At 40.0% G+C, this 13,045-nt stretch carries 12 protein-coding genes; 5 read left to right on the forward strand and 7 right to left on the reverse strand.

Features of this window, described 5'->3' with window-relative positions:
• Nucleotides 1-576 precede the first annotated feature (576 nt).
• The gene (locus tag L1264_RS14815) at nucleotides 577-1,224 is read right to left on the reverse strand and encodes a GNAT family N-acetyltransferase (protein ID WP_135925458.1); all 648 of its coding nucleotides are present in this window, start codon (nucleotides 1,222-1,224) and stop codon (nucleotides 577-579) included.
• 147 nt (nucleotides 1,225-1,371) lie between these two features.
• Between L1264_RS14815 and L1264_RS14820 the strand changes: the two genes are divergently transcribed.
• From L1264_RS14820 to L1264_RS14830, 3 genes are all read left to right on the forward strand, one after another.
• Nucleotides 1,372-1,602, forward strand: coding sequence for a DUF2789 domain-containing protein (locus tag L1264_RS14820; protein ID WP_135925461.1), 231 nt, complete (start codon nucleotides 1,372-1,374; stop codon nucleotides 1,600-1,602).
• A 201-nt stretch (nucleotides 1,603-1,803) separates the two neighbouring features.
• Entirely contained in the window at nucleotides 1,804-2,070 is a 267-nt protein-coding gene (locus tag L1264_RS14825) for a hypothetical protein (protein ID WP_054553723.1), read from the forward strand.
• Nucleotides 2,070-2,843, forward strand: coding sequence for a Zn-ribbon-containing protein (locus tag L1264_RS14830; protein ID WP_135925464.1), 774 nt, complete (start codon nucleotides 2,070-2,072; stop codon nucleotides 2,841-2,843). Before L1264_RS14825 ends, L1264_RS14830 begins: the two co-directional genes overlap by 1 nt.
• 85 nt (nucleotides 2,844-2,928) lie before the next feature.
• On the opposite strand, the gene syd is transcribed toward L1264_RS14830, so the two are convergent.
• Nucleotides 2,929-3,468, reverse strand: a complete 540-nt coding sequence (gene syd, locus L1264_RS14835) for a SecY-interacting protein (protein WP_235404172.1) — start codon at nucleotides 3,466-3,468, stop codon at nucleotides 2,929-2,931.
• A 59-nt stretch (nucleotides 3,469-3,527) separates the two neighbouring features.
• Between syd and queF the strand changes: the two genes are divergently transcribed.
• A complete protein-coding gene (gene queF / locus L1264_RS14840; RefSeq protein ID WP_235404174.1) occupies nucleotides 3,528-4,373 on the forward strand; it encodes an NADPH-dependent 7-cyano-7-deazaguanine reductase QueF in 846 nt (281 codons plus the stop codon).
• Between the two features lie 56 nt (nucleotides 4,374-4,429).
• Here queF and L1264_RS14845 read toward each other — a convergent pair whose 3' ends face one another.
• Nucleotides 4,430-5,464, reverse strand: a complete 1,035-nt coding sequence (locus tag L1264_RS14845; RefSeq protein ID WP_135925470.1) for an isoaspartyl peptidase/L-asparaginase family protein — start codon at nucleotides 5,462-5,464, stop codon at nucleotides 4,430-4,432.
• A gap of 124 nt (nucleotides 5,465-5,588) precedes the next feature.
• Nucleotides 5,589-6,293, reverse strand: coding sequence for a SapC family protein (locus tag L1264_RS14850; protein ID WP_135925472.1), 705 nt, complete (start codon nucleotides 6,291-6,293; stop codon nucleotides 5,589-5,591).
• A 243-nt stretch (nucleotides 6,294-6,536) separates the two neighbouring features.
• Here L1264_RS14850 and L1264_RS14855 point away from each other — a divergent pair, with 243 nt between their 5' ends.
• Complete coding sequence (locus L1264_RS14855) at nucleotides 6,537-7,247, forward strand: DUF6445 family protein (protein ID WP_199527383.1); 711 nt, start codon at nucleotides 6,537-6,539, stop codon at nucleotides 7,245-7,247.
• Nucleotides 7,248-7,285: 38 nt separating this feature from the next.
• Here L1264_RS14855 and L1264_RS14860 read toward each other — a convergent pair whose 3' ends face one another.
• The 3 genes from L1264_RS14860 to pgl form a co-directional block, all read right to left on the reverse strand.
• Nucleotides 7,286-8,797, reverse strand: a complete 1,512-nt coding sequence (locus L1264_RS14860; RefSeq protein WP_235404176.1) for a tryptophan halogenase family protein — start codon at nucleotides 8,795-8,797, stop codon at nucleotides 7,286-7,288.
• Nucleotides 8,798-9,083: 286 nt separating this feature from the next.
• The gene (locus L1264_RS14865; RefSeq protein ID WP_206769186.1) at nucleotides 9,084-11,624 is read right to left on the reverse strand and encodes a TonB-dependent receptor; all 2,541 of its coding nucleotides are present in this window, start codon (nucleotides 11,622-11,624) and stop codon (nucleotides 9,084-9,086) included.
• A 708-nt stretch (nucleotides 11,625-12,332) separates the two neighbouring features.
• Nucleotides 12,333-13,043: a 6-phosphogluconolactonase gene (pgl, locus tag L1264_RS14870; RefSeq protein WP_135925482.1), complete on the reverse strand. Its 711-nt coding sequence runs from the start codon at nucleotides 13,041-13,043 to the stop codon at nucleotides 12,333-12,335.
• Between the last annotated feature and the right edge of the window lie 2 nt (nucleotides 13,044-13,045).

Raw genomic sequence — 13,045 nt, forward strand, 5'->3', positions numbered from 1 at the left:
GCCCCAATCTTGCTACTTCCATGATTAAGTATCCGTACTTATGCCGAAGCTGCCTTTTTATCTATCCCCTGAACGGGTATACATCCGATACACCCACCATGCTACATCTTGTAACATTTAACACATCCTAGTGCCGTCCTCTTGCCATCAATGGCTATCCACTTCGTTTTCCAAACGCTCCTTTAGCTTCCTGCTAAATCATCCTTTGGTCAGTCCTTTTCAATCGCTCCGCGATCGTACTGCATCCTGGCAGTGTCCTTGTTCTTCCTTGCTTCCCTAGCACTTGTCCCTTTGCTTCCTGCTAAGCATCTTGCTTTGTTGCCATAATCCTAATCCTTGGCATCAGTTCAATCATTGAACCTGTGTCTTCTTGACATGATTAAGTTTAGAGAAAAGAGGAAATCTTGATAGGCATAAAAATGAATTTTTTCTTAGTCACAAAAATGCAAAAAATAATAAATCGTTTAAAATCATTAGAATAAGCTTTTTTGGGTACAGATTTAAAGGCATTAAACTGACAAAGCGCACAGCAATGTGAGACTTATCTCACATTGCTATTTCCAAAACGTCCTTTCGTCAATTTACTGCTTTAAACATTAAGTCTCCTTCGACTTGGTTAAAGCTTAGGGCTTTGAATACCTCAAACCCTTCAGAACTAAAGAATTCGCGCTGCTCAGGGCGAGTAACAAATACTGCTAAACCACTTGTTTGACTGCTTGACTCAACTAAATCATCAAGACCTCGTAGCAGATATCTGCCGAAACCTTGCCCCTGAAAATGTGGATCAACGGCAATGAAGGCTAAAAACAAATAATGGCCCTTGCTCGAAAGCGCTTCACGGATAGTTCGCTCTTTTTCTATAAGCTGATTAGTCTGCAAATAACCCGCACTGAGCATTAATTTTAAGCGCCAATGCCAATATCGTTCAGCTTGTAGTTCACTTGCAGAATCAAATACACAGGCAATCGCTTTTAATCTACTTTGCGAGTAAAGGCCTATTAATGGCTGTTTTTCTTGCCAGAAACTTGCTAGCTCTTCACGTACCAAAGCACGTAATTTAGTTTCATATTTACTTGGGTTATCTTGTTGAAACCCTAGTACATTCTGAAGAACAGGGTCGTCATGATAGGCTTGATAAATAAGGCTTGCGGCAGTGCTGATGTCTTCAGCACTAAGGTATTGCACACTTAAGGTTTCGGGTTCAGCAACTGTCAAAATACTCATCCTTTTATTTGTTTTATTATTTTCGTACTAGACTATAAGGTATATACCTAACAGCGATTAAAGACAAATTCAGCGTAAGTTAAACTGCGGTTCATCATCATTAAGTTCAAGCAGTAATAAATATCGCCATACACAAGGAGCAGAACTATGGATACGACAAAACATGACATTTCGACCTTATTTGCACAACTTGGTTTACCAAGCAAAGAAAGTGAAATAGATGCTTTCATAGCATCGCATCAACTGTCAGATACCACCCTCTTACAGGATGCTCCATTCTGGGATGAATCTCAGCAGCATTTTTTAGCTGAATCGCTAGCTGAAGATGGGGCTTGGAGTGAGGTGATTGATGAATTAGACGCGCGACTGCGTCAATAAAAACATGAATGCTTATTTGTGGCCTAAATTGCATCTGCTTTTCGGCCACAAATAAGGAAAGTAATTTCACAACACCTCTATTATTGCTACCATACACGCGCATCGCAGCCATACACTGTGATGTTTTTTATGCTTGCTCGTTTATTTCATTATGTAATTTTACGAGTTGGTATTAGTCTTTATTAAAGAGTTTATACAAAAATGAATGCCGTTGTATTTGATGCAATTAAAACCCTTCTTGACGAAGGTAAAACCCCAACAGTTGCCTTAACTAAAAGTAAGCTAACACAACCTATGCCGATGCCTGTGATCATCGCCGCGGTTAGCCAATATAAAAACAATCCGGATTCAATTAATAACTTCATCAATAACCCGTCAAATGAACAACTGAGTACACCAAAAGAAAGTCAATTGGACCGTATTGAAGCTAAATTAGACAGGTTATTAGCACTGCTTGAGAAAAAATAATGTTTGTTGTCGATCTGACTTTTGATTGCTACCAAGATACTACCCTAGAGCTTGCTGAGCAGGCAATAAACCGCCTAGTTAATGCACTTCGTTTTAACGGCCAAATCATTGGTGATGAATTTCCAACGGTTTTAAAAGATGGATTTTTCATTACCCGTGTGATGTGCCCGACCGAAGATGCGATGCATCCGCTCAATCATAGTCCGTTTGTAAAGCACAGTATTGAGCAATTACACACCGCGGGCTTACTTGCACCAAAAGTTAAAGTGGTCGGCCAAGATATTCACTCAAATGGCGCTGACATGTGTCATGATCCGTCGTGCTATATTTTATACACTACGTATGTGCATACCTGTAGCCCGCTCTATTGTGGTGATGACTTTTTACCTGTGCCGTTATTTCGCATTCCGGCCATTGCCAATGGCGATTATAAAACACTAATAAAATGGCAAGAAGACTGGCAAGCGTGCGATCAAATTCAGATCAATGGTGCAACCCGTTGTGAATTTCCTGCGCTTGAAGAGCTAACTAGCATCAATAGTGACTTATATCGCCGTGGTCGCGATATCACTAAGCGTATTAGCTTTCTAACCAAGAAGCCGGTTTATTACTATTTATACCGTGTTGGTGGCGTTGATAAAGAGTCAGAGCTTAAACGTCGCTGCCCAAGTTGCGATGGCGAGTGGAAATTACCTGAACCATGGTTTGGCTTATTTGATTTTCGTTGTGAGCCTTGTGGGATTGTTTCGAATATCTCGTGGGACTTTCAATAACCAAATATAGGCAATAACCAGATACCCGAAAGGGGCAATAACCAGATACCCGAAAGGGGCAATCGCCCCTTTTTACTTATTAAGTTTATACCGTTACTTTGTCTAAAAACTCACTGATGCTATTTGCTAATACATGATGCGGTTTTTTACCCACGTACTCTAAGCAAACCTCACCGCTTTCGACTAATACAGTAATAAGCAGATCATCTTGCTCTGTTAGGCCTATAAACACGGTTTCTGGCTGCTTTAACTTACGCTTCATCAGTACGTGACCCGTAATATTTTGCTGTAAGCGGCTAAAATCATCTTCATTCCATGCTTGTAGCAATTCAATGTGATGATCATCAACATTCATTAACAAGTTACCCGCATAAAGATGACCAAATAAGGGGGTTAAGTCTTCAGGAAAAGATAACTCGAGCGCCTTGGCTAGGTCATCTAAACTGCCGGCAGGTTGTTGTGGGACTGGACGCCACTGAATAAGCCCCTGCTCATCAACTTCGCCCTGCTCACAGGGACTTGGCCATGCTGTATCATGTTCAATAACAGGAAGTTTTCCTGTGCGTTCTAGGCATTTTTCACTAAATGCTTGATGTAACTTATCTAGTTTTATAGAAACAGACATACTGCGAAACTCATTGGCTTTAGGTATAATGCCAACATTGTAACTACAAAAGTGTAAAGATGACAGATTACAGCAACTCACCCGAACTAAAAGACAGTGTTCTTGGTAAAAGCACAGAATATGTTGATACCTATACGCCAAGTTTGTTGTTTCCTATTGCCCGCAAACTAAACCGTGATGCTTTAGGTGTTAGCGAAAATAACTTACCGTTTAAAGGCCAAGATATTTGGACTGGCTATGAATTATCGTGGCTAAATAGCAAGGGTAAGCCAATGGTCGCTGTGGCTACTTTTGTATTTCCTTGCCAAAGCAGTCACATCATTGAGTCTAAGTCATTCAAGTTGTATCTGAATAGCTTTAATCAGACACGCTTTGAGACGCTAGAAGACGTACATCAAGCGCTTAGCAAAGACTTATCAGATGCGGTAAATGCACAGGTGTTAGTTACATTATACCAAGCAGACGATTTCAACTGTTTACCTTTTACAGCGTTACCGGGTGAGTGTATTGATGATCTTGATATCGAAATCACCAGCTATGATATTGATGCCAGCTCACTTCGCCATAATGGTGATGAGGTTGTCTCAGAAACCTTACACAGCCATTTACTAAAATCGAACTGTTTGATCACTTCACAGCCTGATTGGGCGAGTGTGATTATTCGTTATAAAGGCCAAGCTATTTGCCATGAAGCCTTATTAAAATATTTAATTTCGTTTCGTACTCATAACGAATTTCATGAGCAATGTGTAGAGCGTATCTACTGCGATTTAATGCAGCAGTTAAACCTCGAAGAGTTAGAAGTATATGCGCGTTACACACGCCGTGGCGGTTTAGATATCAACCCTTATCGCTCAACTAATCAAGATGAAACTCCCTTCAAGGTGAAAATTAATCGCCAATAACGTTGGTGACAATAAAAAACCGAGTTCAACTCGGTTTATTATTGTCTGAAGATTCATTACTCGTCTTTAAAAATCCCCACATACGTTGGTGATGTATTTGATTTACTCGCACGATACATACCAGCGGTGTTAAACGGCAAGCTGATGTTCCCTTTAGCATCAATGATGATCACACCGCCTGTGCCACCTATAGGCATTAATACATCGTGGATCACTTCGTTACCCGCTTCAACAATGGTTTTACCTTGGTATTTTACGCGAGCACAAATATCAGCTGCCACATTGTAGCGAATAAAATACTCACCATGCCCTGTCGCAGATACTGCACATGATTCATTTTCAGCAAACGTACCTGCACCAATCACGGGTGAATCGCCCACACGGCCAAAGCGTTTTGCAGTCATACCACCTGTTGAAGTACCTGCAGCAATATTGCCGTTTTTATCAAGTGCAACTGCACCAACGGTGCCCATTTTGTAATTAACAGGCAGGGCTTTATGTGCTGCTTGGTAGTCTTTGCTAGTTACTTTTTGTTTATCGAGTTTTTCTTTGGCTTTTAATAATGCCTTGTAGCGATGATCTGTATCGAATAGATTGTTTTCAACCAGCGGCATACCTTGGGTTTTTGCAAACTCTTCGGCACCTTGACCGCTGAGCATGACATGCACTGATTTTTCCATCACTAGGCGTGCCAGATTAATAGGGTTTTCAATATGTTTAACCCCTGCAACAGCACCTGCTTGACGTGTACGGCCATCCATAATTGATGCGTCAAGCTCATGAGCACCATCATAAGTATACACAGCACCGCGACCTGCGTTGAAATACGGTGAGTTCTCAAGCACATTAATTGCCGCAGTGATGGCATCTAAGCTCTCGCCGCCCTTTTCGAGTACCGCATAGCCGGTTTCAACGGCTTCTTTTAGTTTTTCACGATAGGCTTTTTCTTGTTCTGGTGTGAAGCGACTCTTTTCTATGGTGCCTGCACCACCATGAATAGCGATAGCAAAAGGTTGATCACTACTGTGGCTTAGGGTACTAAATGATAATGCGCTAAGCGCAATAGCTGAGGTAAGTAATGTTTTTAGCATAAGGGCACTTATATTTATTTTAGTTTGTAAGCCCAATGTGAATAATTCAGCGCTGTATTTCAAGCTTTAACCGATGAAAGAAACAAAAAAAGCGCCTAATGGCGCTTTTTTCAGCAGTTTAAAATTAAGCTTGCGCTGCTTTTAAACGTGCTAAACGAGCTACTTGGTGAGTAGACGTTAAGAAAGAGTAGATAGGTGCTAGGTAGCCACGTTTACGAAGTTCTAAGAACTCTTCATCGCTTAGTGAGTTAAGTTTTTTCTCATCAACAAGGTAGATACCGTTGATGTCTTTTTTCTCACCTTTAATTTCTACTGTTAGCGTTTGCGCTACTAATAATTCTTTGTCTGCTAAGAATTTAGTAAATGCTTCTGTTACTTGCGAAAACTCAATGTAAGAAACAAGTGCTTCTTTACGACGCTTAAGATAATCGGTCTCTTCACCGTTTTCGAAAAGTGCGTTACCCGCTTCTTCACTTACTAATGGGCTTGCTTCGTCAATTACGATACCAAATTGATCAGCTTCTGGGTGCTTAACAAGACCAAGTGGATAACGAGTCATTGCCATTGGAGCAAATGCCGCAGTCCATTTGCCATCTTGGATGAAAAGGTTTTCGCCTGGCTCTAGACCAAATAACGCAACTGCTTGGAATTGACCTGATTCGTTGTTTTTAACAAATGCCATTGGGAATTCATTTGCGATGCGTGCAAATTCGTGTGCAACCACAGGTACTAAGTGCTGAGTTTTCATAAACTCGATATTGATGCCATTTTGGATTTTAGTGTTGGCATGTTTTTCGTTATGTAAAGGCTGTACTTGTTGCTCCGCCATGATACTGCTCCATTAATTTTATAATATGTTTTTGCTGTTAGTGCCCAAAGCCTATAGGTTTTGGCAACAAAAAGGAAGTGAAAATTTTGTGGCAGTTTGTACATTATAGATTAACAAAACTACCCACCTTACCAATCAATCCCAAATGATGAAAAAACAAACTATAAACAAGTAAATATTATCACGCATAAGCCACTATTTTTGTTAGTATATTCAACAATTATGGAAATAATGAGGCAAACAATGGAAGGCTATCATTTAAATAAAGACTATAAAATAAGCAGCGTTTTCATTGCTGAAATTAATGAAACTGTCATTATTATTGATGACTTTTTACACAGCCTTGAGCCTATTTATCAATTTGCTACAGAAACAGCTTATTTCCAGCCTTTCGGTAGTGATGGAACGCTCTACCCCGGCAAGCGTGATGAAATGCCAGCGCCTTACTATCGTGCTTTTGAGCAGTTAATTAATGAGCTTTTAGAGCAAGGGATAATTACAAGCGGTGAAAATAATTTATATCTTCACCGCTGCAAGCTTTCATTAGTTACACAAAATGCGGACGAACTAAATACCTTACAGCGTATGCCACATATTGACTCGACGGACGATAAAACATTTGCAGCAGTGCATTATTTATCTGCTAAAGAATGGGGTGGTACGGGCATTTACAAATACCGCCCTGACAACATCATTAAAGTGACAGCTGATAATCAAAATAGCGTACATAAAATGATTGCTGATACTAAAAAGCACAGCGCAACTCATCAGGGCTATTTAAATGAAACAACAGAGCTCTTTGAAAAAGTGGTGAATATTGAAGCAAAGGTAAATAGGTTAGTAATTTATAAGAGCAACCTACTGCATAGCGCAGCTCTTTTTAATAACAAAAAGTACAACAATGATATTAACAACAGCCGTTTATCTATCTCCTCATTTTTTAGAATTAACTGAACTGGCTAATGGTTTTTAGCCAGCTCAGTTAATGAAAACTAGTTTTTCTGTAAGCCAAATTTCTTTATTTTATCTAGCAGCTCTCTGTGCTTAGGTAGCTCATTTAATAACTGCTTGACGCGCTGCTGTTTAAATTCAGCAACGTGTTGATTGTCGTTCTGCTTAGATTGCTGCTTGACTGGTACATAATGCATACCAAACAGTACATATAAGTAGTTTTCTAAGTCGAATAAATCGAACTTACTGGCAAAGTCTTCTCGTACCGGTGTAAAGCGCTGCCAACGTGCTAGGTTATTTTTTAGTTTTTCTGATAGCTGGTCGGTTTTCTTGTTATCACGCCAAAAGGCCGAATCTGTTCTATCCGAAATACAGTAATGCATCTTTATAAAATCAAAGGTTTGCTGCCATACATAATTCACGTGCTGATTGTAATCATCAGCAACTAATTTAATGTCATCGCGGCTGCGCGGAAAACGTTTAGCTAATAACCCTGCAGAAAAGTCCGCAATTAAAATAGCTGTGGCTTCGAGTGGCTCAACAAAGCCTTGCGATAACCCTATAGCAACACAGTTTTTGTGCCACATTTTTTCTCTGTGCCCTACTTTCATCGGGATTTTTCTTGGCGTTAAATGCTCAAATTTATTACCTAAGTAACGATGTAATTTTTCGTGAGCTTGCTCATCGCTCATATACTTAGATGAATAAACAAACCCCACTCCTCTTCGCTCTGTAAGCGCAATATCCCAGATCCAGCCAGCTTGGTGTGCTGTGGCGATAGTATAAGGCGGTATTTCATCATCACTTTGTGTAGGCACTTGCAAGGTGATTGCGGTGTCGGTTAATAAGCTATCTGATTTATCGACAAAACCGATCCCTAGTTTTTGCCCGATAAAGGCAGCCGAAAAACCAGAACAATCAATAATAAAGTCAAACTCTAAGGCGTTACCTTCTGAGTCAATTAGATGTGTAATAAAGCCTTGCTGATCACAGGTTATATCTTTAATTTCAGCAAAAAGATGTTTTACGGAAAAATGTTGCGTGGCATGACTTCCTAAGAATGAAGCAAACTTTTTAGCGTCAAAATGATAAGCATAACCGTTGATACCGGCATATTGCGGTGTTGCGATTGTTTTTGGCGCTAGATTAGTTTCACAGCACACATGCTGCTTAGAAACAAATTCAGCGTAGTCATTGCCGTTACCGTCAGCAAGCCACTGCTGCGTTAATTGCTCACCAAAAATATGTGGATGATCAAATAAATGATGGTAAAAGTTAGCACCATGTTTGTGTTTATCTAGCCAATTTACAAACTTGATTGACTGCTTAAAAGTTACATCACATTCATTGATAAAGTCACTTTCACTGATACCAAACTTTTGCAATGAGTTGCGCATCGAAGGAACAGTTCCTTCACCGACACCTATGCTGGCAATATTTGGTGACTCGATTAACGTGATCTCAATGCCACTATGTAAAAGCGCATGCCCCAAATGGTTAGCAGCTAACCAACCTGCTGTTCCGCCACCAACAATTGCGATTTTTTTTATCATTTTTACTCGCTCACTTTTTATACCAATCCGCTTAATTAAATGGTCTATTTTGAGGCAATAAAACCTCGTTGATAACAAGGCAAAAATTTCGTTATTTAGTTGTGCTCGGCAATTGCTCCTGCATTGCTCTACCTTCTGCATCCATGCAGTCGTAAATCAGAAATTTTTAACGCAGGTAGCGACAGGTTTAATCCCTCAAAATGACTAAGTATTATTGCGGATTGGTATCACTCACAAAAAAGCCCAGTACAAGCTGGACTTTCTTAATTTCGTTATCTAAATCAAATTAGAAACGTAGTGATACACCTAGCTTGTAGCGTGCTTCACCTTCAAAGCTCCATGCTGGATAGCCGTTACGAAGCTCTGGAACTACTTCTGCATCAGCAGGAGCAACACCGATTTGTACGCTATCTTCTTCAGTTAAGTTAACAGCTTCAAACGTTACGTCAATGTTATCAGTTACGCTGTAGTTAGCACTGAAATCAAGTGTACCGTATGATTGGTGCTCACGGTTACCATAGAAACCTGGAAGCTCACGGATCATGTACTCTGAACGCCAGTTATAAGCTAAACGTGCTGAGTAAGTATCTGTTTCATAGTAACCCACTAAGTTCACAGTATGCTTAGACGAATCTGAGAATAATGGGATCATATCTGGATAGTTTTCAGCTTCTGATGGTGCATCTACGAATGTGTAGTTTGCTGAGTAACCAAAGCCACTATCAAAGCCATCTTGAATTTGTAGCTCGATACCTTCGATTTGGCCACCACTTGCATTAAGCTTAGTAGATAGCGTCCAGTTATCACCTTGAGTATCTGGGTCTACAACACCGATTTGTTGATTCAAGATTTGGCTTGAAGTAACAAATGATGTGATGTCTTTGAAGAAGTAAGTTGCACTTACCATACCGTCACCATCAAAGTACCACTCGATACCTAAATCAGCTTGAGTTGCTTTGAATGGGTTAAGGCCTACGTTCCCTTTAGTTAGTACTTCGTTATTTGCTGTACCATCAGCGTAACCTGCAAAAGATGATGCAGAGAACATATCTGTGTAGTTGGGACGTGCAATAACTTGTGCTGCAGAGGTACGTAAAATTACATCTTCAGCTAAATCGAAAGCGATATTTATGCTAGGTAATACGTCGTTGTAGCTCGCTTTATCTGTGCTTAGTGAGCTTTCGTACTCACCATTTGCAAAACCGTAGTAATCTGATTCTGCATCTGTAGAGATATAACGTAAGCCGAAGTTACCGCGGATAGATTCTGCAGAGAACTCAGCCATTGCGTAAACTGCGAAGTTTTCTTCTTCGATTGTACCGTAGCCTGAACGGTATACAGCTGAATCGTTATCGAAACTTGCAATTGCAGCACGTGCATCAGTTACCATCTTGTCAAAGTCTGGCTCAGGTAAAGTAAAACCAGCACCTGATGACATAGTACCTGAGTAGTAAGTCTCACCATCACCACTTGGTAATGTATCAACTAAAGTAGTTGAGTAAGTCTCTTGTTTTACTTCATGGTCAGCCCAACGGAAACCTGTTTTGATTGCTGTGATAGCACCAAAATCTACAGGGAAAGAAAGGTCTAACTGTGCGTAAGTTTCTTCATCTGTATTAGGTTGCTTTTTAAGTGCCCAACCAGCTGGAGATAATGGACCTGCAAAGTCTGATGCTTCAAAGTATTTGTTATTGATATCAATTTTGATCACATCGCCCGTTGCATCATAAGTACCTGCGTAATCAGATGGAACACCGATGAAGTTACCGTAGTTTGCAGTTAGGTCTGTACCACCTTCTGATTCAGTTGTACCAAAACGACCTTTTAGAGTGAAGTTTTCACCTTCGTATTTAAGGCTAAAATCAGCTGTATCAGATGTCATGCTTGCAATACGAGCCCAAGTTTGAACCCAACCTGGGTTTGCGCCTTCGCCCGTACGACGGTAGAAAGTACATGTACCTGATGCATTTGTTTGCTCACAAGCTGCTTCTTTGTCGTCAGGGAACATTACAAAGTTTGAGGTATTTGCATTGTTTGCATCTAACTCAAGGCTCATAATGTTTAAACCTAGCTCTAGGTTTTCTGTAGGACGATACTGGAAAGTTGCATTTAATGCTGTTCGCTCACGCTCCTGTTGGAACGTAGTAGGAACAATATCACCCCAACCAATCAGTGATTCGATACCGTTACGTTGGTAGTTTGTTTCAGCCCAAGATACCGAACCTAAAACACCGAATGTTTCCTCGTCATTTTTCCAGCTAAATAAGCCAGAAACTTGAGGGTCTGTTTCTTCAGAGATTGTGCCGTAATCGCCTTTTACACTTAAGAAAGTCGTACCAGCGTCAAGATCAAGAGGCTTACGAGTGTTAACAATAACAGTACCACCTACACCACCTTCTACAACGTCAGCTTGAGAAGATTTATAAACTTGGATTTCACCAACTAATTCAGGTGGTAAAAGTGTGTAGTTGAAACTACGGTCGATTGATTGTTGGTCATACCAACCTGTTGATGCAACAGTTTGACCGTTTAAAAGTGTGCGAGTTAATTGGCTTGAAGCACCACGAATAGACACTTGCTGACCTTGACCGAATTGACGGTTAACTGCAACACCTGAAATACGACCAAGTGCTTCACCTACATCGCCATCAGGAAATTTACCAATGTCTTCTGCAGAAACAGCGTCGACAACGCTGTCAGCAAAGCGCTTAGTATTCATTGAAGCTTCAAGTGAACGGCGAATACCGCGAACTTCAATTACTTCAACATCTTCTTGAACTTTAGTTTCTTCTGCTGCGTATGCAGCGCCAGTGAACCCAGCACTCATTACGAGGCCGATATTAACTGCTAATAAGCTTTTCTTAAAATTTTTAGCTAACACAGGATTCCCCTTGAATCATTTTGTTGGTTTTTTATATCACTTCTGCCCAGTGATGATGACAACGCTGTCATCTAGTAACAAACCATACACTCTAAATTACATTTGTGCTACATCTTTTTGGTTAATTTGTGCAAAAAATTTACAACGAAATAATCAAGTAATTGATATAACTAATATTTAATATTGAGTTTTTAAGAATTGTTACAAATAAACGGCGCAAATATAGCATGAGTGATATTACAGATGAAAAGACCAAAAGGATGAGTTTTTGAAAACAGCTAAAAATAACGTGTAATTTTGTAAGCTTAAGTTGCCACTGTACAACTATTAACCATAACTAAAAGTTATATAAAAACTGTTATCTAACAGTTGATTAGCTTAAGAAACTAGCTTGTTTCTAAAAGCACTCTGTCATGTACAATTTATTTTTAACTTTTTCTGGGCAGAGTAAGCTAAAGGGGTTTGAGAATAACAATCAATAACAATGACAGCGTTGTCATTTTTGATTATATAGGGCCATTTTGTACTTGTCTAACACTTTATGGCGCTATTTTAAGAAAGTGCGTTGATACGAAATGGTTTGTTTAAAGTGAATATTTAACAACAAAAAAGCGAGCCTAAGCTCGCTTTAGATAAGTTGGTTTGATTAGGCGATTAAGGTGCCCAATAAACTTCAATATTGATGTGTGGGTGGTTTAATACTGCACGCAAAGGCATGTCAGCAACTGCACCGCCCTCTTTAGCCTGTTTATATACTGCAAGTTTTTCTTCACCGCTAATTAATAGCTTAACAACTTTAGAATCTGCGATTGCAGATAACGTTAGCGTCATACGCTCAGTGATCTTGCCAGTTACATCACTTTCAATGGCGTTAATTGCACACACTAAATCATCTGTGGCTAAGCCATGTTCAAGGCCTTCGGCGTGTGGGAAAAGTGATGCTGTGTGACCATCAGGACCCATACCTAAAATAGTCACGTCAAAAGGACGCTTTAATGCTTTATAGGCAGCTTCACAATCTGCTACACCATTTTGAGCCGTTAATGCGTCATTTTTCATCGTTACGAAATTAGCTGCAGCGCCATGGTTTTGTAACAGCGTGCTTTTGATAAATGCTTCATTACTTTTTTCATGATCAGCATCAACCCAACGCTCATCAACCATAGCTACATCAATGTTTGCCCAGTCAAGTTCAAGGTTTGATAAATGCTTATAAGCTGGTGCCGGCGATGAGCCACCCGATACCATCAGTACCGCGCGACCATCTTCTTTAATACCAGCAACAAGGCTTTGTTCAAGGCTTGAAGAAAGCTCAGCTGTTAATTCGTCTTTGTTTGCAAAGAATTTTTCAACAATTGTTGCCATCT

Source organism: Pseudoalteromonas sp. APAL1, assembly GCF_021532475.1.
In the GTDB taxonomy this organism is placed as follows: domain Bacteria; phylum Pseudomonadota; class Gammaproteobacteria; order Enterobacterales; family Alteromonadaceae; genus Pseudoalteromonas; species Pseudoalteromonas lipolytica_C.

Coding starts and splice junctions, on each gene's coding strand:
- L1264_RS14860 (WP_235404176.1), bottom strand. CDS start 8,797: ATGATAAAAAAAATCGCAATTGTTGGTGGCGGAACAGCAGGTTGGTTA.
- queF (WP_235404174.1), top strand. CDS start 3,528: ATGACAGATTACAGCAACTCACCCGAACTAAAAGACAGTGTTCTTGGT.
- L1264_RS14850 (WP_135925472.1), bottom strand. CDS start 6,293: ATGGCGGAGCAACAAGTACAGCCTTTACATAACGAAAAACATGCCAAC.
- L1264_RS14855 (WP_199527383.1), top strand. CDS start 6,537: ATGGAAGGCTATCATTTAAATAAAGACTATAAAATAAGCAGCGTTTTC.
- pgl (WP_135925482.1), bottom strand. CDS start 13,043: ATGGCAACAATTGTTGAAAAATTCTTTGCAAACAAAGACGAATTAACA.
- L1264_RS14825 (WP_054553723.1), top strand. CDS start 1,804: ATGAATGCCGTTGTATTTGATGCAATTAAAACCCTTCTTGACGAAGGT.
- L1264_RS14830 (WP_135925464.1), top strand. CDS start 2,070: ATGTTTGTTGTCGATCTGACTTTTGATTGCTACCAAGATACTACCCTA.
- L1264_RS14815 (WP_135925458.1), bottom strand. CDS start 1,224: ATGAGTATTTTGACAGTTGCTGAACCCGAAACCTTAAGTGTGCAATAC.
- L1264_RS14865 (WP_206769186.1), bottom strand. CDS start 11,624: ATGAGTGCTGGGTTCACTGGCGCTGCATACGCAGCAGAAGAAACTAAA.
- L1264_RS14820 (WP_135925461.1), top strand. CDS start 1,372: ATGGATACGACAAAACATGACATTTCGACCTTATTTGCACAACTTGGT.
- L1264_RS14845 (WP_135925470.1), bottom strand. CDS start 5,464: ATGCTAAAAACATTACTTACCTCAGCTATTGCGCTTAGCGCATTATCA.
- syd (WP_235404172.1), bottom strand. CDS start 3,468: ATGTCTGTTTCTATAAAACTAGATAAGTTACATCAAGCATTTAGTGAA.